Raw genomic sequence first — 20,600 nt, 5'->3', positions numbered from 1 at the left:
CCGCCGATGTCACCCCCCGGTACCGGCAGAACATCAGGACCGGAAGGGCGGACTGCGCGGCGTCCTGCGACGCTTCCTGGGCCGGCGGCACTGGCGGCCGGGGACATCACCCACGACGGAATCGCCGCTGGCGCCGGCGGTGACGTTCCTCCAGGCCACCAGGAAGAAGGCGCCTCCCGGCCGACGACTTCACCGACCAGCAACGGGTCGGCCGAGGTCCCTGTACGGCGAACTCTCGGCAAGCCCATGGTGGAAGGCCCGGGCCAAACCGGTACCTACAGCAACTGAGTGAGGAGATAAGACGTGGCGGTGACGGCGCCCATGCAGCTGGGCCCTTGGAACCCCTAACAAAATGATCTTCGGGCGGGTGCCTCCGGTCCGGTGAACCAGTCTGCGGGGTAGCCTCTAGGACGGAATCTGACCTTATTGCCCTCTAGCGTCGCCTTCGTTGGTTTCACTGCTGGTTTCGGAAGGATGGCGCCATGACGGCTGACGAACTCACGCGGTTCACGATCGAGGTCCCGCAGGGCGAGCTGGACGATCTGCGGGCCCGGCTGCGGGTCACCCGGTTCGCACCCGACCTGGACAACGAGGACGAGAAGTATGGTCTGTCCACGGCGTATCTGCGCCGGCTGGTGGAACTGTGGGCTGACGGTTTCGACTGGCGGGCTGCGGAGAAGCGGCTGAACACCGCGTACACCCACCATCGGCTCGACATCGGCGGAACCCCGGTGCACTTCGTGCGCGAGCCCGGCAAGGGCCCGGCCCCCGCGCCGCTGATCCTCACTCACGGCTGGCCCTGGACCTTCCTTGACTGGACCCGGGTGCTGGGTCCGCTCGCCGACCCGGCCGCGCATGGCGGCGACCCGGCCGACGCCTTCGAGGTGATCATCCCGTCCCTGCCGGGCTTCGGCTTCTCCACCCCGCTCACCAACGGGCGGGAGAACCACGTCGACATGGCCGACCGCTTCCACACCCTGATGACCGAGACCCTGGGCCATGACCGGTACGCGGTCTGCGGCTCCGACTACGGCGCCCTGGTGGCCGCCCAGCTCGCCCACCGCTACCCCGAGTCGGTCATCGGCGTCCACCTGGGCATGCCCGCGCCGCTCCCGGCGTTCCAGGGCTACCGCTACTGGGACATCACCGCCGGCCAGGACATCCCCGAGGACGCGAGCCCCCAGCTGGTCGCGGACCTGGAAGGCTTCCGGGACACCCTCGCCTCCCACCTGGCCGTGCACTGCCTGGACGGCCAGACACTCACCCACGGCCTGAACGACTCACCCGCCGGGATGCTGGCCTGGATCCTCAAGCGGTGGAAGTCCTGGAGCGACCAGAGCGCCGTCTTCGAGGACGTCTACCCCGACGAGCACATCCTGACCACGGCCACGATCTACTGGGTCACCCAGTCCATCGGCTCCTCGATCCGCGCCTACAAGAACGCTCACCTCTACCCCGAGCCGAAGGACCGCTGGACCACCCCGGCCATCACCGTGCCGACCAGCTTCACCTTCCACCTGGGCGACCACTCCTCCCCGGGCATCGGCACCCCCGAACAGTACGAGGCAGCCATCCGCCACGGCATGACCCCGCACGTCTACGGCGACCTGCGCGACGTCAACGTCCACCAGCGCGGCGGCCACTTCGGACCCTTCGAAAACCCCGACGCCTGGACCCACGACATCCGCCAGACCTTCCGCCCACTGCGCTGACTCCTACAGCCGAGCCGACCGCAGCCTTCGCCAGCAGATCAGCACGCACCCCAAGGTGTGGAATGCTTCATGGATGTCGTCGCGGATCTCCCAGCGGATTCGCAGCCGGCGAAACCAATGCAGATGGGCGAAGGCCCGTTCCACCACCCAGCGTTGGGCGCCGAGACCGGAGCCGTGCTCGGCGCCCCGGCGGGCGATCAGCGGCTTCACCCCAAGACTTCGCACGAGGCGGCGGTACTTGTCGTGGTCGTAGCCGCGGTCGGCGAGCAGGGTGTCCGGCCGGCGCCGGGGACGCCCGCGCGCTTGCCCCGCACCGACGGCACGGCTTTCCCGACGTCATAGTGGGTCGTGGGGCGGCGGTTCTTCGAACCAAGTGGCCTTGCTGGTCCAGGCGTTGAGGGATTCGGTGCACTGGCCGGGCAGTGCAGGTGCGGGCGGAGGTTCCGAAACCCTCGGCGGACTCGGGCCGGGGTGAGCCGTGCGGGCTCGGCCGGCTTCTCCCAGGGGCGGCGGAGGTCTGCCGCTCCTTCACGGGTGAGCCGGAGCTGGGTGTGGGCGGCGATGATCAGCCACGTCCAGCGGTCTCCGGCCTCGGGGGTGCGGAGTTTCGGCCGGGTCCAGCCGAGCGTCTGCTTCATCAGCCGGAAGGTGTGCTCGATGTCGAACCTGCGCAGGAACGCCTGCCAGCGGACGTCGACGTCCTCGCTGCTCAGCCCGGTGGCCGACGACCACAGCCAGAGGGGCAGCGGGTCTCCACCACCGGGCAGGCGGTCGACCTGGAGTCGGATCAACATGCCGTCGATGATGGGGAGTTCACCGGTGTGGTCGATCCATGCGGAGCGGGTGGCCAGCCTCGGATGGATGCGGTCCCAGGCCATCGCGCGGGCGGTGCCGTACCGGTCGGTGACCTGGACCGTCGCCGCATCCGGCTCGCCCCAGGTCTCCGGCTTGGCAAAGCGGAACTCCTTGCCATGCTTCGGCGGTCGCCCGCCCTGGGGGACAGGACAGGGCGTACTCCTTGGGCGAGGGCGTCGGCCGTCGCATGACGCGGTCGGAGCGCATCCGTCCCAGGACCTCGACAGGGAGGCCGTCGAGGAGGTGGGCCATGCGCGGGGCGTCGTAGCCGGCGTCGAAGACGATCAGGATGTCGCGGTCACCCGCGTGCCAGCGGCCCATCTCGATCAGATCCACGACCACCCGGCCGACCTGGGCGGCGGTGGCCTCGGCGACGTCGTCGTCCGGCCCGAGACGCACGGAGTCCAGGAGCTGGCACCACGACGTCCGGCCGGATTCCAGGGCCGCGACGAACGAGTACGGCCAGCCGGGCACGAACTGGTCCGAGGACCGTCCGCTGCGGCCGTAGACGTGACAGAACAGACGATCCGCGCTGGTCGGCGCGTCCGGGCGGAGCCAGTTGCTCACGTCGACCGCGAGGACCAGGCGGCCGTCGGCGGCCTGCGGCATGGGCAGGCCGGCCAGCACCTGGCGCAGCCGGGGCGCGTCCAGGCAGCAAACTCACCTTCAACGGCCTTCGTCGTGGTCATGTGTGTCCTTGGTCGGAGCACATGATCAGACGAAGGCCGCCTCAGTGTCCGGCCCACACCCAGGTGAGCGGCCTAGTTCGAGGACCATTTCGACACCGGCCCTGCCGCGGTGCCGGCAGCGTGGGATGAGGCCGGCCGGCAATCCGGTCGAAGCCCTATGAGCCCACCGTGCCTTGCACGAATCGCCGAAGGTGCGCACGCACGGTGTTGGGCTGCTCCAACCAGGGCTCGTGCCCAGCGCCTTCGACGCGCGTCAGCGGAAGATCGAGCCTGAGCGCGAGTGATTCAAGAGCCGACACTGGGCGGGGATCGTCGGCCCCACCGAGAAGCTCCGCCCGCGCCGGCAGGCATGCGCGCAGCTCGGCAAGATGCTGATCGAGCGGGTCCGCGCGCCCTGCCTTGCCAAGCTCGCTGTTCATAGCCCAGTTGACGGGGCGACGCCGCCGGGCACCCTGCGCGGCCCAGTGCCACCCACGTTCGGGATCGGCGTGGTCGGTGAACCAGGCCAGTGTGAGCAGCTCGACTTCCTGCTCCTCCGTGCGGTGCGGCAACTCCTCCAATGCGTGGAGCCGCTCCAGCTGCGCTGCGGACATGCGGCGGCCTCGCTCCGCTCGGTCCCCGGTACGCCAATCACCGACGAACGGCCCGCACATCAGAAGCATCGCGGCAACCCGGTCAGGATGCGTCAGGCAGAACCGGCTCGCCAGGTCAGTACCGTAGGAGTGCCCGATCAGCACAGCTCTGGGCACGCCCCATGCGTCGAGCAACTCGACGAGATCGTCGACATGCCGGGCGAAGGAATGGCGCCCCCGCCACGGGGATTGACCCGTGCCCCGCTGGTCGTACCGGTACACAGGCGCGAGGTCCGCGACCATAGGGGCGACATCACCCAGATAGTCCGGCAGACCCGGACCGCCATGGAGCATGACCACGGCCGGCCGCCGAGTCGTGTCCCCCAGCGCCATCCAACGTAACCGCGCCTCGTCGGTCATCGACGTGAGGCCCTGCGTCTCCATCAAGGTCACCGCGGAGAACCTACCGGTGTCACTGAGGCTCCGCCAAAGGTTAAAGAGCAAGGTCAGTGGAGTGATGGTCACCCGCTCAGCAGCGGACGCAGCTCGGCATGAGCCCATGCGCTGAGCGACGTGGGGGTGGTGGTGAGCAGGTCGCGGGGCTGTTCGGGCACCAAGTCGCGTGATCCGGTGGTCATCCCGACGATGCCCTCCACCGCCGCTGGAGGCAGCCCGGCCGCGCGCAGCGCGTCCCGCGCCGCGTCGTCGCCGATGGCATCGAGCCGGACCGGGCGCCCGAGCGCCTCGGTGAGGATCCGCGCGACCTGGTGGAAGGTGAGGTCTTCCGGCCCGTGGACGGCCTGTACCACCCGGCCCTGCCAGGCGTCGCTCAGCAGCCGGGCAGCGGCCACCTCTCCGATGTCGCGCGGATCGACCCATGGCATCGGGCGGTCGGGATCGAACGCCGTGGTCAGGACACCTCGGGAGAGTCCTTCGAGGTCGAGCATCAGGTTGGTGAAGAAGTACGCGCACCGCAGATGCAGCACGTCCACTCCGGTGGCATCGAGTTGTTCCTCGATGCCGGCCAGGGCGTCGATGTGTCCGACCCCATGCCGCTTCTCCGCCCCGATACTGCTCAACAGCACCACCCGGCTCACATCGCCTGCCCGGGCGGCCTCCACCAACGGCGCCGCTGTCCGTAGCGAGGTTCCGATCGGATCCGCCGTCGTGTGCGGAGTGGGATCGACCCAGAAGACCGTGCGCGCACCGGCCATGGCCTCGCGGACGAACCCGGCGTCCGTCAGGTCGCCCCGGCGCGCATCGACCAGCGCGCGGGTCGCCTCGTCCAGGCGGGCCGGGTCACGGACCAGGACGCGGGGCCGGACGCCGGCCTGGAGCAGCAGCCGTACCACGCGCGATCCCACGTGTCCGGTGGGTGTGGTGACCACGATGGTCATCGCGACATCCCTTCGTTCCGCGTTCCGGCCCTCTTACCCGTCGTAACCCCCGACGTCTCTGCATTCGTGCCACGCGGACGGCGAGAAGAAAACCGGCGTGGCGGATTTTTAATGATATTCATGGGAGAGGCAGCGGTCGCCGCACAGACCGCCGTGCTGTATCCGGGGGACAGGGGGACAGCTGTATCCGGGGGACAGGGGCGAGAGCAATGACCGTCGACATAGTGCGCTTCTCCGTGCTCGGTCGGCTACGCGCGTGGCGTGGCGACAGCGAGCTGGAACTCGGCTCACGGCAGCAAAGGACCCTCCTCGCGCTGCTGTTGCTACGGCAGGGCGAGCCGATGACGGCCGCCGCGCTGGTGACCGAGGTGTGGGGGGAGGACGCGCCACCGCGGGCGGTGGGCACGCTGCGCACGTACGTGTCGCGGTTGCGCAAGCTCCTCGAGCCCGAGCGGGACGCCGGGTCCGCCCCGGAGGTCCTCGTCTCGGTCAGCGACGGCTACGCCGTACGCGTGCCGCAGGACGCGCTCGACGTGGGGGAGTTCGAGACCTTCGCGGCCGCCGCCGAGCGCGAGCGGATGGCCGGCCGCCCGGCCGAGGCCCGCGACCTGCTGGGCTCCGCCCTCGCGCTGTGCGGCGAAGAGCCCTTGCAGGGGCTGACCGGGCCCGGCATCGAGGCACAGCGGGCCCGGCTCGCCGACCGCAGACTCGCGGTGCTGGAGAGCAGGCTCGCCCTCGACGTGGAACTGGGCGGGCACGCCGCCGTGCTGGGCGAGCTGGTGGCGCTCGCGGAACGCCATCCCCTGCGGGAACCCCTGCACGCGCTGCTGATGCGGGCCCTGGTGCTCTGCGGCCGCCCGGACGAGGCGCAGGCCGCCTACGCGCGTATACGCCGTGCCCTGGCCGAGGAGTTCGGCCTCGACCCCGGGCACGAGCTGTCCGCCCTCGCCCGCGACATCGCCGCCGACGGCACCCTCGCGTCGCCGTACCCCACCGCGCGGGAGGACGGGGAGCCGGACCGCCACCCCTGCCCCGCCCAGCTCCCCGGCGACATCGCGGACTTCACGGGCCGCGCCGACGCGGTGCGGGACGTGTGCGAACTGCTCGCCGCGCCCCCGGGAACGGGAACCACCGTCGTGGCGGTGTCCGGCCTGGGCGGGGTCGGCAAGAGCGCGCTGGTCCTGCACGCCGCGCACCGGATGCGGGCGGGCTTCCCGCACGGACAGCTGTACGCGGACCTCAGGCACCCGTGCGGACACCCCGTCGACCCGGCCACGGCGCTCGGATCGTTCCTGCGCGCGCTCGGCGTCGCCGATGCCGACATCCCCGCCGGGACCGCCGAGCGCGCCTTCCTCTTCCGCGCCCGCATGGCCGGCCGGCGCATGCTCGTCGTCCTGGACAACGCCGCCGACGGCGACCAGGTCCGCCCCCTGCTGCCCGGCACCCCCGCCGGCGCCGTCCTCGTCACCAGCGGCGCCAAGCTGGCCGGGCTGTCCGGCACCCGGTTCGTCCACCTCGACGTCATGGCACCCGACGAGGCGCTCACCCTGCTCGGACGGGTGATCGGCCCGGAGCGGGCCGCCGCCGAACAGGAGGACTGCGCCCGGCTCGTGGAGGCGTGCGGCTGCCTGCCGCTGGCCGTGCGCATCATGGCCGTACGCCTGGCCACCCGCCCCTCGTGGACCGTCGCCTCGCTCGTGCGGCGGATGGCGGAGGGGGAAGGACGGCTGGCCGAGCTCAAGGTCGCCGGCCTCGCCGTGGAGGGCGTCTTCCGGCGGGAGTACGGACGGCTGCCCGGGCCGCTGCGGCGGGCCTTCCGGCTGCTGCCCCCGGCCGACAGGCCGGACGCCGCCTTCCGGGCCGTCGACGTCGCAGCCTCCCTCGGCAGGCCCCCGCACGGCGCCGAGGAACTGTGCGAATCGCTGGTCGACATCAGCCTGCTGGAATCGCCCGAGCCCGGCTGGTACCGCTTCCACAGCCTGCTGGCCGAGTTCGCCCGCACCCGCGCCGGCACCGACACCGGCGCCCACGCGGCACCCGACCCCGTACAGCCGTATCCCGCCCCCGGTCCGTTCACCGCCCCGGACGCCCCGGCTCGGGGAGTCCCGCGGAGCCGCCGGCTCAAGGCGGCGTACGCGCGGGCCGGCGCGCGGGCCTGCTGCGGCTGCGAGGCGATGCCGTGCGGGACGCCCCCGTGCCCGGCCGCACCGCCCGACCGGGCCTCGTGCACCGCCTGCGCCTCCTAGAGCCCCTCCGGCGGAAGAGAAGGACCGGCGCGACGGTGCCATGCCACCGCGACCGTCGCGTCCGGCGTGTCCGCCGGACCCGTCCCCGCACCATCCCAGCTATCCGGAGAACAACGTGCCCCATCCCGACCCCACCGACGCCCACGACCCGCGCCCCCAGCTGTCCTTCCGCGTCCTGGGACCCGTACAGGCCGTCACCGGCGACGCCGAGACGGACATCCGGCCGCCGCTGTGCGCCGCCGTACTGGCCGCCCTGCTGCTGCGCCAAGGACGGCGCGGGTCCACGGCGGCGCTCATCGAGGACGTGTGGGGAGACGCCGCCCCGCCGCACGCCCTCGGCGCGCTGCGCACCCACATCTCCAGCCTGCGCGGCCTCCTGGAGCCCGGACGCGCCGCGCGCACCCCGGCCCGCGTCCTGGTCTCCCACGGCGAGGGCTACGCGCTGCGGCTGGAGCCCGGCGCCCTCGACCTCGCGGAATTCGACCGGCTGACGGACGCGGCCGAGCGCGCACGCACCGCCGGCCGCCCGAAGGAAGCTCGCACCCTGCTCGACGCGGCACTTGGGCTGTGGCGCGGCGAGCCCCTGGCGGGCGTACCCGGCCCGTATGCCGCCGCCCAGCGGGCCCGGCTCACCGAACGACGCCTCGGCGCCCTCGAGGCACGCTGGGAAGCGGAACTCGACCTCGGCGGGCACGCCGCGGCGATCGGCCCGCTGCGCGCCCTGGCCGACGATCACCCGCTGCGGGAGCGGACGCAGGAACTGCTGATGACCGCGCTGTACGAGGCGGGCCGGCAGGCCGAGGCCCTGGAGGTGCACGCCCGCGCCCGCCACGCGCTGCGCGCCCAGGGCACGGTGCCGGGCCCCGGCCTGGAGCGGATCCACCGGCGCGTCCTCGCCGGGGCCGGGACCCCCGCGCCGGCCGGGGGCGTGACGGCCCTGCGCCTGCCGCCGGGGACGGCCGACTTCACCGGGCGTGAGAAGACCGTCGACCAGCTGCGCGCCGCCCTGGAAAACGGCCAGGTCGTGGCCGTCAGCGCCGTCAGCGGCATGGGCGGCGTCGGCAAGACCGCCCTCGCCGTGCACGTGGCGCACGGCCTGCGCACACGCTTCCCCGACGGGCAGCTCTTCGTCGACCTGCGGGGCACCGACGCCCTGCCCGCCGACCCGGCCCAGGTGCTGGGCGACTTCCTGCGCGCCCTGGGCGTCGTCCCCGGCCGCGTCCCCGCGCTGCCGGCCGAACGCGCCGCCCTCTACCGCTCGCTGATGGCCGACCGACGGGTCTTCGTGGTCCTCGACAACGCCCGCGACCTCGAGCAGGTCCGCGACCTGCTGCCCGGCGGCCCCGGCTGCGGCGTGCTGGTCACCAGCCGCACCCGGCTCGCGGGACTGCCCGGCGCCACCCTGGTCGACCTGCGGGAACTGACCGAGCACGAGGCCATGGCGCTGCTCGTCCGGCTCATCGGCGAGCGCCGCGTACGAGCCGAGGAAGAAGCCGCCCGGCAGCTGCTCGAGGACTGCGGGCGGCTGCCGCTGGCGATCCGCATCGTCGCGGCCCGCCTGGCGGCCCGGCCCGCCGCCTCCATCGCCCAGACCGCGCGGGCCCTGGCGGACCAGCGGCGGCGCCTGGCCGAACTGTCCGGCGACACCGACGACGTCGAGACCACCTTCCGGCTCGGCACCGACCTGCTCGACGCCGAGCAGCTCCGGGCGTTCCGGCTGCTCGCCCTGCCCGACGTCCCCGAACTGACCCGCGCCGCGGCGGCGGACCTGCTGGACCGCACCGAGCGGCAGGCCGAGGACCTGTGCGAGGCCCTCGTCGACCTGAGCCTGCTGGAGTCCGTCGCCCCCGGCCGCTACCGCTACCACGACCTGCTGCGCCTGTACGCCCGCAAGACCGCGGCCGAGGAGATACCCGCCGACGAGCGCGACGGCGCCCTGCTGCGGCTCCTTGAGACCTACCTCTCCCTCGCCCGCGACGCCTACCCCGCCGCCACGGCCGGCGACCCCTTCCCCGTCACCCTCACCCCGGTGCCGTCCGCGCGAGGCCACTTCACCACCCAGGACAGCGCCACGACGTGGCTGCTCGACGAGCTCTCCGCACTGCTCGCCCTCACCGAGCAGGCCGCGCGCCACCCCCGCATCCCGGTGACCATCGCCGCCGAACTGCTGCTGGCCGCCGACCCGCTGGGCCGCCACGCCAACCAGCCGCACGGCCTGGACCGGGCGGCGCGGGCCGTCCTGGAGGCGGCCGAACGCTCCGGCGACACCGGCGCCGAGGCCGTCGCCCACTACATGCTGGGCGGCGCCCACGCACAGAACTTCGAACTCGCCACGGCCATGCGGCACTTCCAGGTCACGGCCGGCATCTGCCGCCGCGAGGGACACTCGACGCTCCTCGCCCTGACCCTCGGCGTCCTCGCCGGCTGCGCACTGGGCCTGCACGACTTCCCGGGCGCGCTCGACCAGCTCACCGAGGCCCTGCCGCTGGCCGAGGCGGCACAGAGCCCCAGCTGCGTGGCCTACGTCCGCGGCTTCCTGGGCCTGGCCCAGCTGGCGACCGGGGCGCCGGAGGCCGCGATGGAATCGGGCCGGGCCGCGGTCGCGGTCGCCGAGACCGCCGGCGACCGCGAGGGCCAGGCCCAGGCGTTGCGCGTGCTGGGGCAGATCTGCCTGTGGCTCGGCCGCCCGGACGAGGCGCTGGACTGCCTCACCCGCAGCCTGGACCTCTGGCGCGCCACCGGCTCCCGCTTCCGCGAGTCCCTGGGCCTGAGCCTGCTCGCCGAGGCCCACAACTTCCTGGGCCGGCCCGAGGAGGCCGCCGTGTGCGCCGAGGAGGCCAGGGAGAGCGCCGAGCGGTACGGCGGCGGCTACCTGCTGGGCCGGGCCCTCGCCCAGCTCGGCCACGCCTGCGCGGCCCGCGGCCGGGAGAGCCAGGCCATGTTCCACTACCGGCAGGCGCACGCCCTCTTCGACCGGCTGGGGATGCCCGAGGCCCGTGAGCTCGCGGCACGGCTGCAGCAGACCGGCTGACCTTCAGGACGGACCACCGGCGCCCGCCGAGACCTCGGCGGGCGCCGGTTTTTTCATGCCCTTCTCCACGCGGCGGGCGGGCGGTGGCCCAACGCGGCCGTCCGCCTCCGACAGCCGTCCGCGGAGCATGTTGCAGCCTGCTGACAATCCGTTGACGCGCGGTTGATCGACCGCTGATCGGGCGGTGACACGCTCATCGAGCCCGCCCCACGGCCCCGTTCCCCCAGGAGCGCCGGCCCCCGGACGGGCCCCTGCCACCGGCAGGGAAAACGCACCCGTCGACCGCTGAGGTACTCGTCTTGGACTCCCGGACCCTACAGGCACAGACCCTGCTCTTCTCGACGTTCACACCGCAAGGGCGGGAGAACCCCCACCCCGCGCTGGAAGAACTTCGGGAGACCGCACCCGTCTACTACGACCCGGACCTGAACACCTTCTTCCTGACCACCTTCGCCGACTGCCAGGCCGTCCTCACCGACACCGCCTACCGCGCCCCCGACCTGACCTGGTGCGAGGAGAACGTACCGGACTGGCGCGAGCACCCGGCGGCCGACTTCTTCTACTCCTCGATGCTGCGGGCCAACGGCGCCGACCACACCCGGCTGCGCCGGCTCGTCGCCGGCGGCTTCACCCCGCGCCGGGTGGCCGCGCTCGAAGCCGCCATCGAGAAGATCACCGACGGCCTGCTCGACGACCTCGCCGACGCCACCTCCGACGGCGGCACGGCCAACCTCCAGGACCTCGTCGGCTACCCGCTCCCCGTGGCCGTCGTCGGCGAGCTGATCGGCGTCCCCGAAGCCGACCGCGCCCGCTTCCGCACGCTCGGCAGCGACGCCAGCCGGCTGCTGGAACCCGTACGCACCCCCGAGGACTGGGCCCGGGCCGACCGGGCCGTGGAAGAACTGCGCGCCTACTTCCGGGAACTGGTCGAGCGGCGCCGGCGCGAGCCCGCCGAGGACCTCGTCACCACCCTGCTGCACGCCCAGGAAGGCGAGGGACGGCTGACACGGCGTGAACTCGTCGACACGCTGCTGCTGGTCTTCGTCGCGGGCTTCGAGACCACCACCGGTCTGCTGGGCCTGGCCGCCCACGCCCTGCTCACCCACCCCGACCAGTGGGCCCTGGTCGCCGCCGACCCGCACCTGGTGCCCCAGGCCGTCGAGGAGGCCCTGCGCTGGGACACCCCCGTCCAGATGACCGAGCGCATCGCCGGCCGGGCCGCCGTCATCGGCGGGATGCCGGTCCTGGAGGGCGCCAACGTCACCACCGTGCTGACGGCCGCCAACCGCGACCCCGCACAGCACCCCGACCCGCACCGTTTCGACGTGACCCGCACCGGCAGCAAGGTGCTCAGCTTCAGCGCCGGCCCGCACTACTGCCTGGGCGCCTCCCTGGCCCGCATGGAGGCCGCGGTGGCCCTGCGCCGGCTGCTCACCCGCTTCCCCCGCCTCGCACCCGCCGGGGACCCGGTGCGCCGGGAGTCCTTCAGCCTCCGCGTCTTCGAGGACCTGCCCGTCGCCCACGACGCCCCGGCAACCGCCGGCGCCACCCTCACGTACCGCGGAAAGGCCGCCGCATGAGCTTCCTGGACACCGAGCGCGACGTGCTCGAACGACTGCTTCCCGGCCTCGACGCCACGCTCGCCGCATACCCGCTGGCCGAGCTGGAACGGCCCGGCAGCCCCGCCATCGCCGCGTTCCGCGACGCCGGGGGAACCGCCCTGCTGGTGCCCGCGCAGAACACCGGCATCGGCGCCGGCCCCCTGGAAGCCGTCCGGCTCCAGCGGGCCGTGGGCGCCCGCTGCCCCTCGCTGGCCGTCGCCACCACCATGCACCACTTCTCCGTGGCCAGCCTCGTGGAGACCGCCAAGCACGGCGCCGGATTCGAGTGGATGCTGCTCGAGGCCATCGTCAGCGACCGCCTGCTCCTGGCGTCCGGCTTCGCCGAGGGCCGCACCGGCCAGTCCATCCTGCGCCCGGCCATCACCGCCGAGCGGCGCGGCGACCACGTCCTGCTGAACGGCAGCAAGAAGCCGTGCAGCCTCGCCCACTCCATGGACCTGCTCACCGCCTCCGTCACCATGACCGACGAGGACGGCACCGAACGCCTCGCGGTGGCCATCGTCCCCGCGAAGACCCACGGCGTGTCCGTACGGCCCTTCTGGCGCAGCTCCGTGCTGGCCGGCGCCGAGAGCGAGGAAGTGGTCCTCGCCGACGTCGAGCTGGACCCGCAGATGGTCGTCCTCACCGACGTCACGGCCGGCTCCGCGCTGGACTCCCTGCACATCGCCGGCTTCCTGTGGTTCGAACTGCTGATGGCGGCCGGCTACCTGGGCACCGCCAGTGCCCTGGTCGAGCGGGTGCTGCGGCACGGCGGGGGCTCGGCCGCCGACCGGGCCGCGCTCGTCACCGAGCTCGACGCCGCCATGCTGTCCGTGGAGGCCGTGGCCCGCGAGATGGGCGACACCACCGAGTGGGCCGAGACACTGCTGGTCAAGGCGCTGACCGCCCGCTACGCCGCGCAGGACGCCATCGCCCGCGCCACCCAGGGCGCCCTGGCCGCCCTCGGCGGCATGTCCTACATCGGGTCCGACGAGGGCACCTACCTCGCCTCGGCCGCCGCCGGCCTCAACTTCCACCCGCCGTCCCGGGGCAGGATGGCCGAGGCGCTGTGCGCGGCCCTGGACGGCCAGGCGCTGCGGGTCGGGTGACGAAATGACCGCGCCGAACGGCCCCACCGTCGACATCCTGACCGGCGTCGACGCCATCCCCGCCGAGACGTGGGACGAACTGGCCCCGCCCCACGACCCCATGTGGGGGCGGGAGGTGTTCGCGGCGATGGAGCGCGGCGCCATCGGCCCGGACAGCTACGCCTACGCGGTGGTCCGCGACGCCGGCCGCACCCTCGCGATCCTGCCGCTGAGCGCTGTCCGCGGGCTGCGCCTGGAGCAGGTCGTCGGACCGCGCGAGCGCCGGATGCTGGCCCCCATCAGCCGGCTGTTCCCGTCCCTGCTGCGCGTACCGATGCTGTTCTGCGGCAACTTCCTCGGCCAGGGCCACGTCCTGAGCCGGGAACCGCTGCCGCCGCCGGTCGCCGAACTGCTGGTCCGTACGGTCCTGGATTACGCGCGCCGCAACCGGCTCGGCACCGTCGTCTTCAAGGACTTCGCCCCCGACGAGCTGACGGCCCTAGGGCCGGCACTGCGGGCGGCGCACTTCTTCCAGGTGCCCAGCATGCCCGACACCGAACTGCCCCTGGGCCACGCCACCTTCGACGACTACCTCGCCGCGCTCCCGGCCAAACCGCGCCGTAACGCCCGCAACAAGCTGCGCAAGTTCCAGGCCCGGGACGACCTGCGGATCGAGGTGCTCACCGACTTCGCCGACCTCATCCCCGACATGCTGCGGCTCTACCGGCAGGTGATGGACCGCGCCGACCAGACGCTCGACGTCCTCGACGAGTCCTTCCTCCAGGCGCTCCAGCAGGCCGGCGGACCGGACCAGCGGCTCGTGGCCTGCTTCGAGGGCGACCGCCTCGTCGCCTTCCTGCACTGCCTTTTCCGCGGCGAGGGCGCGATCGGGGCCCGCATCGGGCTCGACTACCGGCTGGCCCACGAAGCCCGCCTCTACCACAACGTCCACTATGCGGCCATCGAGCTGGCCATCGACCGCAAGTGCCGGCACATCCGGTTCGCCCAGACCGCCTACGAACCCAAACGGGAGCTCGGCTGCGAACTGGTCGACCAGTACTACGCCATGACCCATGTGAGCCCCCTGCCCCGCGCGGTGCTGCGTCTGCTGCTCCCGCGCGCGCTCAACACGGCGCTCGCCCGGACGCTCGCGCCCCGCTCGTGAGCAACCCACCCACCACCATTTCCGTAGAAAGCAGGTCCTCATGCCCCGCGTCGAAGTAGAGCTGTACATCGCCGCCCCGCCGGCCCAGAGCTGGGCCGCCGTCGTCGACGTCGAGAGCTACCCCGCGTGCATGGACAGCGTCCAGTCCGTCACGGTCGTCGAGCAGAACGGTCCCCAGGAACGGACCACCGCCTGGTCCGTCCACCTCAAGGGATCCGTCCTCGAATGGGCCGAGGCCGAGCGGATCGACGACGAGGCCCGCCGCTTCGACTTCCACCAGGTCAGCGGCGACCTCGCGCACTTCGTCGGGCACTGGGCCGTCCGCCCGGCCGACGACGGCGGCAGCCTGGTGTCCCTGCACGTCGAGTTCGACATCGGCATCCCGCTGCTCGCCGACATGCTCAACCCCGTCGCCGCCACCGCGCTGCGCGAGAACGCCGAGCAGATGCTCACGGCGCTGGAGCGCCGCCTGACCGGCACCGGCTCCGCCGCCTGACCGGTGGCCCGGCCTGCCCCGCCGGGCCACCGCCCCTTCCCCCTCTTCCGAAATTCTCCAAGGAAGGCCGCACATGACCGTCCCGCCCCAGACCGCCACCCCGTCCGCCGCGGTGTTCGACCAGCTGCGCCGGCACCTGTCACCCAAGCTCGCCCTCACCGGCAAGTTCGCCGGCAAGGGCGCCGTGGAAGCCGCCGCGTCGGGATCCCGGGTCACCCTCTCCGACGGCCGTTCCGTCCTGGACTTCGGTTCCTACGCCGTCGCCCTGCTGGGCCACCGCCACCCCGGCGTCGTCGCCGCCGTCCAGCGGCAGCTGGAGGTGATGCCCACCTCCACCCGGAGCCTGGCCAACCCCGTCACCGCCGAGGCCGCCGCCGTCCTCGCCGACTACCTCGGCGGCACCCTGCCCAAGGTCTACTTCGGGCTCAACGGCTCCGACGCCGTGGAGGTCTCCGTCAAGCTCGCCCGCCTCGCCTCCGGCCGCGACCGGGTGCTGGCGGTACGCGGCGGCTACCACGGCAAGACACTCGGCGCCCTGGCCCTCACCCACAGCCCCCTCTTCCGCACCGGACTGCGCGGCTGCACCGTGGACGTCGTCCACATCGACCCCGACGACCCCGACGCCGTCCGCCGGGAATGCGCCCGGGGCCCGGTCGCCGCGCTCGTCTTCGAGCCCGTCCAGGGCGAGAACGGCGCCGTACCGCTCTCCCACGACGTGCTGCGGCGATGGACGCTGGACGCCCACGCGCACGGCGCCTTCGTGATCGCCGACGAGATCCAGTGCGGCCTGCGACGCTGCGGCGAGCGCTCGGTCGCCCTCGCCGAACGGCTCTCCGTCGACGCCGTGCTCGTCGGCAAGCCGCTCGGCGGCGGCATCGTGCCCCTGTCCGCGGTGGTCTGCTCGGACCTGCTCTACGCGCCCCTGGCGGCCGACCCCTTCCTGCACTCGGCGACCTTCGGCGGACACCCGCTCAGCTGCGCCGCCCTGCCGGCCGCCCTGGCGGCGGTGGAGGAACTCGCCGACCACGGCCGCATGCTGACCGAGCGGCTGACCGACGGCCTGCGCGCCCTCCACGAGCGCCACGGGCAGGTCATGAGCGGCTTCCGCGGCCGGGGCCTGCTGTGGGGCATCGACTTCACCGCACCCCAGGCCGCGGGCGAGGTCGTCGTCGGCCTGGCCAACGCCGGCCTGCTCGTCTCGCCCTGCCTGAGCCGTCCCACGACCGTACGGCTCCTGCCCCCGCTGACCACCACGGCCGCCGAGCTCGACCAGGCCCTGGACATCCTCGACACCGCCCTCGACGGCGCGGCCCGCGCCCTCGCCATCGGCTGACCCCGCCCACACCACCCTCCCCGAACCGAACCAGGAGTACCGACATGACCGACACCGCGACCCACCAGGCCCCCGCCACCGGCCCGGACATCACCGGAGACGGACTGGCCGACATCGTCCGCGCGACCATCGCCGACGTCCTGGGCACCACGCCCGACGCCATCACCGACAGCACCGACCTCGAAGCCGACCACGGCATCGACAGCCTGGAGCTGATGGCCATCGGCGCCCAGCTCGAACGCGCCCTGGGCGTCCAGATCGCCCCCGAGGATCTCGTACAGGCCGACAACGTCGGCCACGCCATCGCCCTCCTCACCGAGCGGAAGGCCGACCGGTGACCCCTCCCCAGCACCCCGAGGACCGCACGCCCGCCGACCGCCACCGCGTCGTCGTCACCGGCATCGGCGTCAAGACCCCGGCCGGCAACACCCTCGACGAGGTCATCACCACCGTCATGTCGGCCAAGTCCACCGCGGCCCTCGTCGACGAACTGGCCGCACAGGACTCCCCGGTGCGCTTCGCCTGCCGGGTGCCGGCCTTCGACATGGAGCCCTACATCACCCGCCGCGAACTCCGGCAGATCGACCGGCCCACCGCACTGGCCCTGTGCGCCGCCGTCGACGCCCTCCAGGACGCGGCGCTGCCCCCGCTGCCCCCCGACCGCGTCGGCGTCCACCTCGGCACCGGCATCGGCGGACTGCCCACCATGGAGGCCACCGCCCTCGACCACGGCGCCGACCCCATGGGCATGCCCGTGCACACCGTCCCCAAGACCATGGCCAACTCGGCGGCCGGACGCATCGCCATGCGCTACGGCTTCCAGGGCTCCTGCCTCACCTACTCCACCGCGTGCGCCAGCGGCACCAACGCCATCGGCGAGGCCGCCCGCAGGATCCGGTACGGCGAACTCGACGCGGTCGTCACCGGCGGCTTCGACTCCGCGATCACCACCGTCATGCTCAGCGGCTTCGCCCGGATGCGGGCCCTGTCCGCCCGCAACGACGCCCCCGACCAGGCCAGCCGCCCCTTCGACGCGGACCGCGACGGCTTCGTGATGGGCGAGGGCGCCGCCGTCCTGGTCCTGGAACGGCGCGACGCCGCACTCGCCCGCGGCGCGCGGATCCACGGGGAGATCGCGGGCTACGCCACCACCTCCGACGCGTTCCACATCGTCGCCCCCCAGCCGGACGGCGCCGCGGCCGCCGCCTGCATGGCCCGCGCCATCGCCGACGCCGGACTGCGCACCGAAGACATCGGGCACATCAACGCGCACGGCACCTCCACCCAGCTCAACGACAGCGCCGAAGCCACCGCCATCGACCGCTGCTTCGCCGGCCAGGCACCGCCCGTGACCTCCATCAAGGGCGTCACCGGCCATCTCATCGGCGGCTCCGGGGCGCTGGAGGCCGCGGTGGCCCTCGTCTGCGCCGAACGCCGGACCGTCCCGCCCGTCGCCAACCTCACCACCTGCTCCGAGGCCGACCGCATCGACGTGGTGGCCGACACGCCCCGGAAGGTGGCCCTCGCCCCCGTGCTCTCCAACTCCTTCGGCTTCGGCGGGCAGAACGCCTGCCTCGTACTGACCCCCGGGCACTGACCCACCCGCACCCTCCGCACACAGGAAGACCATCATGCGCATCCTTCTCACCGGGGCGACCGGCGTCGTCGGCACGGAAGTCGCCGACCGCCTCCACGCCACCGCTCCCCTCGGCCTCGACCTCGTGCGCACCGCACGCCGCAGGGCCCACGCCCCCCTCGTCCGCTGGGACATCGGCGCCGAACCCGCCCCCGCGGAGCTCACCGGCCGCTGGGACGTCATCGTGCACACCGCGGCCTCCACCCGCTGGACCATGACCCGTGCCGAGGCCACCGACGCCAACATCCGCACCCTGCGCGCCGTCCTGGCCCTGGCCGGCCCCGACACCCACGTCGTCCACGTTTCCACCGCCTACGTCGGCGGCGTGCGCAACCCCGAGGACCTGCGCGGCGCCGAGTTCGAGGGCTACCGCAACGGCTACGAGTGGTCCAAGGCCGTCTGCGAGGAGATCGTCACCACCGAGCACCCCGGCCCCACCACCGTGATCCGCCCACCACTGATCATGGGCAGCCGCGCCGACGGCCGCATCTCCCGCTTCTCCGGCCCCTACACCCTCTTCCCCGCCCTGGTCTCCGGCCTCGCCGCCGTCGTCGTCGGCGACCCGGACGGCTACGCCGAGATCAGCCCGCTCGACGAGGTCGCCGACGCCATCACGGCCGCCGCCCTGGGCCCCGCCCCCACCGCGCCGCGCACCGAGATCGTCGCCGCGGGCGGCGCCAGCCTGCGCCTGAGCACCCTCATCGAGATCACCTGCGACACCATCAACACCTTCCGGGCCGCCCACGGCGTCGACCCCATCGCCACACCCCCGATGGTCTCCACCGACAGCTGGAACCGCTTCTTCCTGCCGCTGGCCCAGCAGTGGCTCTCCCCGGTCCAGCAGCAGGCCGTCAACCTGCTCGCCATGTTCCAGAGCTACACCAGCATGGCCGAGCCCTTCGAACCCACCCGCCCCGTCCGCGACCCGGGCGAGGTGATGGCCACGTCCGTACGCCACTGGGCCCACAGCAAGCCCCGGCAGGCCCTGGCCACCCCCAGCCCCTGGACCCTCGTCGCGGCCCAGGGCTGAAAGGAGCCCCCACCATGCGCGCGCTCCTGATCAGCGGCAGCCCCAACGCCCGCTCCGCCACCACCGCGCTGGCCCACGTCGCCGGCGGTGCGCTCGGCGAACTCGGCGCCACCTTCCGCACCCTCGACCTCGCCGAGCACCCCGACCCCACGACCTGGCACCGCACCGTGGCGCAGGCCGGCGCCATCGTGCTGGCCAGCCCCGTCCACCACGCCGGCTACTCCGGCCTGCTCAAGACCGCACTGGACACCCTGCCGGGCGACGCCTTCGCCGACAAGGCCGTCGGCCTCCTGGCCCACGGCAGCGGCCCCCGCACCGGCAACGTCGTCTGCGAGCAACTGCGCACCGTCGCCAAGGCCCTGGGCGGCTGGGTGGTCCCCACCCAGGTCGCCGCCTGCCCGGACGACTTCACCACCGCGGACGGCCCCGCGGCACCCCTCGCCCCGCTGCTCGCGCGGTGCCGCGCCATGGCGGGAGAACTGCACCGCTGCGCCACGATGCTCGGCGCGGCAAGGGAGGCGTCATGTACGACGTGATCGTGGTGGGAGCGCGCTGCGCGGGAGCGCCGACGGCCATGCTGCTGGCCCGTACCGGATACCGCGTCCTGCTCCTGGAGAAGGCACACTTCCCGAAGGACACGCTCTCCTCGCACTACCTCCACCCACCGGCCGTCGCCTCGCTCGACCGCTGGGGCCTGTTGGAGAAGATACGGGCCACCGACTGCCCGCCCATCCACCGTGTCCGTTACGAGACCTCGGACGTCCGGCTGGAAGCCTCCCTGCTGCCGGCCGACGGGCACAGCACGACGTACGCGCCCAGACGATTCGTGCTCGACCCGATCCTCGCCGACGCCGCGGCCGCCGCCGGTGCCGAGTTCCGCGAGGGGTGCACGGTCACCGGCCTGCTGCGCGAGGGGGACAGGGTGGCCGGCGTCCGCTACAGAACGGCCGGGGGAGGTGAATTCACCGAGCGCGCGCGTCTGGTCGTCGGCGCGGACGGCATGCGGTCGACGGTCGCGCGCTTCGCCGGGGCACCGAAGATCATCGAGGATCCGCCGATGACCTGTACCTACTACAGCTACTGGGAGGATCTCCCCACGCGCGGACGGTGGGAACTCTACGAACGCTCCGGCCGGTCGGTCGGCGTGGTTCCGACCAACGGCGGGCGCACGCTGGTGATGGCGTACTTCCCCCAGCAGGAGTTCCGGCAGGTACGCACCGACGCCCGGTCCGCCTACCTGGACGCGATCCGCGACACGGCTCCGGGGCTCGGCGACCGGTTGTCCTGCGCCCGCCAGGTCGAACGGCTCTACGGCACGGGTGAACAGCACAACTTCATCCGGCAGTCCTCCGGGCCGGGCTGGGCCCTGGTCGGTGACGCCGCCCACCACAAGGACTCGATCGCCGCCCGGGGCATCACCGACGCCTTCCTCCAGGTGCGGATGCTCACCGACCACATCGGCAAGGACCTGCACGACCCGACGGCGCTCGCGGCGGCATGCCGCCGCTACGCGCGGGATGTGGAGGAGACGTTCACGGTGTTCTACCGCGGCACCCTGAGCGTGGCCGAACTCAAGGTCCCTAAGGAACGGGTGTCCTTCCTGCGGGCCATCTCCACCGACCAGACGCTGGTGGACCGCTATTTCGCCATGATGTCGGGGGTCTGCACCGTGGAGGAGTTCTACAACAGCAAGGAACTGGAGGAGCTGCGGGAGAGGCCCACCCGGACCTGAGGCACGCTCGGGCGGCC

At 72.9% G+C, this 20,600-nt stretch carries 15 protein-coding genes and 2 pseudogenes; 13 read left to right on the top strand and 4 right to left on the bottom strand.

Annotated elements, in window-relative coordinates:
• Window positions 1–482 precede the first annotated feature (482 nt).
• A complete protein-coding gene (locus tag ABZ956_RS20950) occupies window positions 483–1,712 on the top strand; it encodes an epoxide hydrolase family protein (protein WP_361895582.1) in 1,230 nt (409 codons plus the stop codon).
• Between the two features lie 3 nt (window positions 1,713–1,715).
• Here ABZ956_RS20950 and ABZ956_RS20945 read toward each other — a convergent pair.
• The 4 genes and pseudogenes from ABZ956_RS20945 to ABZ956_RS20930 form a co-directional block, all read right to left on the bottom strand.
• Window positions 1,716–2,038 (bottom strand): annotated as a pseudogene (locus ABZ956_RS20945) (transposase); the annotation flags it as partial.
• Window positions 2,033–3,218: pseudogene (locus tag ABZ956_RS20940) on the bottom strand (NF041680 family putative transposase); the annotation flags it as partial. The pseudogenes ABZ956_RS20945 and ABZ956_RS20940, both read right to left, overlap by 6 nt.
• A 193-nt stretch (window positions 3,219–3,411) precedes the next feature.
• On the bottom strand, window positions 3,412–4,272 hold the full coding sequence (locus ABZ956_RS20935) for an alpha/beta hydrolase (RefSeq protein WP_361895980.1): 861 nt from the start codon (window positions 4,270–4,272) through the stop codon (window positions 3,412–3,414).
• Window positions 4,273–4,349: 77 nt separating this feature from the next.
• On the bottom strand, window positions 4,350–5,225 hold the full coding sequence (locus ABZ956_RS20930; protein WP_361895579.1) for an NAD(P)H-binding protein: 876 nt from the start codon (window positions 5,223–5,225) through the stop codon (window positions 4,350–4,352).
• A 209-nt stretch (window positions 5,226–5,434) separates the two neighbouring features.
• Here ABZ956_RS20930 and ABZ956_RS20925 point away from each other — a divergent pair, with 209 nt between their 5' ends.
• From ABZ956_RS20925 to ABZ956_RS20870, 12 genes are all read left to right on the top strand, one after another.
• Window positions 5,435–7,471, top strand: a complete 2,037-nt coding sequence (locus tag ABZ956_RS20925; protein ID WP_361895576.1) for an AfsR/SARP family transcriptional regulator — start codon at window positions 5,435–5,437, stop codon at window positions 7,469–7,471.
• Window positions 7,472–7,586: 115 nt separating this feature from the next.
• A complete protein-coding gene (locus ABZ956_RS20920; protein WP_361895573.1) occupies window positions 7,587–10,502 on the top strand; it encodes a BTAD domain-containing putative transcriptional regulator in 2,916 nt (971 codons plus the stop codon).
• A 299-nt stretch (window positions 10,503–10,801) separates the two neighbouring features.
• Entirely contained in the window at window positions 10,802–12,082 is a 1,281-nt protein-coding gene (locus ABZ956_RS20915) for a cytochrome P450 (RefSeq protein ID WP_361895570.1), read from the top strand.
• Window positions 12,079–13,212: an acyl-CoA dehydrogenase family protein gene (locus ABZ956_RS20910; RefSeq protein ID WP_361895567.1), complete on the top strand. Its 1,134-nt coding sequence runs from the start codon at window positions 12,079–12,081 to the stop codon at window positions 13,210–13,212. The genes ABZ956_RS20915 and ABZ956_RS20910 overlap by 4 nt, the downstream gene beginning before the upstream one ends.
• A gap of 4 nt (window positions 13,213–13,216) precedes the next feature.
• Window positions 13,217–14,356, top strand: coding sequence for a GNAT family N-acetyltransferase (locus tag ABZ956_RS20905; protein WP_361895564.1), 1,140 nt, complete (start codon window positions 13,217–13,219; stop codon window positions 14,354–14,356).
• A gap of 40 nt (window positions 14,357–14,396) precedes the next feature.
• Entirely contained in the window at window positions 14,397–14,852 is a 456-nt protein-coding gene (locus ABZ956_RS20900) for an SRPBCC family protein (RefSeq protein ID WP_361895561.1), read from the top strand.
• Between the two features lie 73 nt (window positions 14,853–14,925).
• The gene (locus ABZ956_RS20895) at window positions 14,926–16,185 is read left to right on the top strand and encodes an aspartate aminotransferase family protein (RefSeq protein ID WP_361895559.1); all 1,260 of its coding nucleotides are present in this window, start codon (window positions 14,926–14,928) and stop codon (window positions 16,183–16,185) included.
• Between the two features lie 44 nt (window positions 16,186–16,229).
• On the top strand, window positions 16,230–16,523 hold the full coding sequence (locus tag ABZ956_RS20890; protein ID WP_361895556.1) for an acyl carrier protein: 294 nt from the start codon (window positions 16,230–16,232) through the stop codon (window positions 16,521–16,523).
• Window positions 16,520–17,782, top strand: coding sequence for a beta-ketoacyl-[acyl-carrier-protein] synthase family protein (locus ABZ956_RS20885; protein WP_361895553.1), 1,263 nt, complete (start codon window positions 16,520–16,522; stop codon window positions 17,780–17,782). Before ABZ956_RS20890 ends, ABZ956_RS20885 begins: the two co-directional genes overlap by 4 nt.
• Window positions 17,783–17,816: 34 nt before the next feature.
• Window positions 17,817–18,851: an SDR family oxidoreductase gene (locus tag ABZ956_RS20880; RefSeq protein ID WP_361895550.1), complete on the top strand. Its 1,035-nt coding sequence runs from the start codon at window positions 17,817–17,819 to the stop codon at window positions 18,849–18,851.
• 14 nt (window positions 18,852–18,865) lie between these two features.
• Window positions 18,866–19,387, top strand: coding sequence for an NADPH-dependent FMN reductase (locus ABZ956_RS20875; protein ID WP_361895548.1), 522 nt, complete (start codon window positions 18,866–18,868; stop codon window positions 19,385–19,387).
• Window positions 19,375–20,583 carry an NAD(P)/FAD-dependent oxidoreductase gene (locus ABZ956_RS20870; RefSeq protein ID WP_361895545.1) on the top strand — a complete coding sequence of 403 codons (1,209 nt, stop codon included), beginning with the start codon at window positions 19,375–19,377 and terminating at the stop codon, window positions 20,581–20,583. Before ABZ956_RS20875 ends, ABZ956_RS20870 begins: the two co-directional genes overlap by 13 nt.
• Window positions 20,584–20,600: the final 17 nt, after the last annotated feature.

It is taken from the genome of Streptomyces sp. NPDC046261, from assembly GCF_040646235.1.
Lineage (GTDB): Bacteria > Actinomycetota > Actinomycetes > Streptomycetales > Streptomycetaceae > Streptomyces.
The sequence above is the reverse complement of the archived record's forward strand: the minus strand, read 5'-3'. Positions and strand labels throughout refer to the sequence as shown.

Coding starts and splice junctions, on each gene's coding strand:
- ABZ956_RS20900 (WP_361895561.1), top strand. CDS start 14,397: ATGCCCCGCGTCGAAGTAGAGCTGTACATCGCCGCCCCGCCGGCCCAG.
- ABZ956_RS20905 (WP_361895564.1), top strand. CDS start 13,217: ATGACCGCGCCGAACGGCCCCACCGTCGACATCCTGACCGGCGTCGAC.
- ABZ956_RS20895 (WP_361895559.1), top strand. CDS start 14,926: ATGACCGTCCCGCCCCAGACCGCCACCCCGTCCGCCGCGGTGTTCGAC.
- ABZ956_RS20870 (WP_361895545.1), top strand. CDS start 19,375: ATGTACGACGTGATCGTGGTGGGAGCGCGCTGCGCGGGAGCGCCGACG.
- ABZ956_RS20935 (WP_361895980.1), bottom strand. CDS start 4,272: ATGGAGACGCAGGGCCTCACGTCGATGACCGACGAGGCGCGGTTACGT.
- ABZ956_RS20925 (WP_361895576.1), top strand. CDS start 5,435: ATGACCGTCGACATAGTGCGCTTCTCCGTGCTCGGTCGGCTACGCGCG.
- ABZ956_RS20880 (WP_361895550.1), top strand. CDS start 17,817: ATGCGCATCCTTCTCACCGGGGCGACCGGCGTCGTCGGCACGGAAGTC.
- ABZ956_RS20875 (WP_361895548.1), top strand. CDS start 18,866: ATGCGCGCGCTCCTGATCAGCGGCAGCCCCAACGCCCGCTCCGCCACC.
- ABZ956_RS20890 (WP_361895556.1), top strand. CDS start 16,230: ATGACCGACACCGCGACCCACCAGGCCCCCGCCACCGGCCCGGACATC.
- ABZ956_RS20950 (WP_361895582.1), top strand. CDS start 483: ATGACGGCTGACGAACTCACGCGGTTCACGATCGAGGTCCCGCAGGGC.
- ABZ956_RS20910 (WP_361895567.1), top strand. CDS start 12,079: ATGAGCTTCCTGGACACCGAGCGCGACGTGCTCGAACGACTGCTTCCC.
- ABZ956_RS20930 (WP_361895579.1), bottom strand. CDS start 5,225: ATGACCATCGTGGTCACCACACCCACCGGACACGTGGGATCGCGCGTG.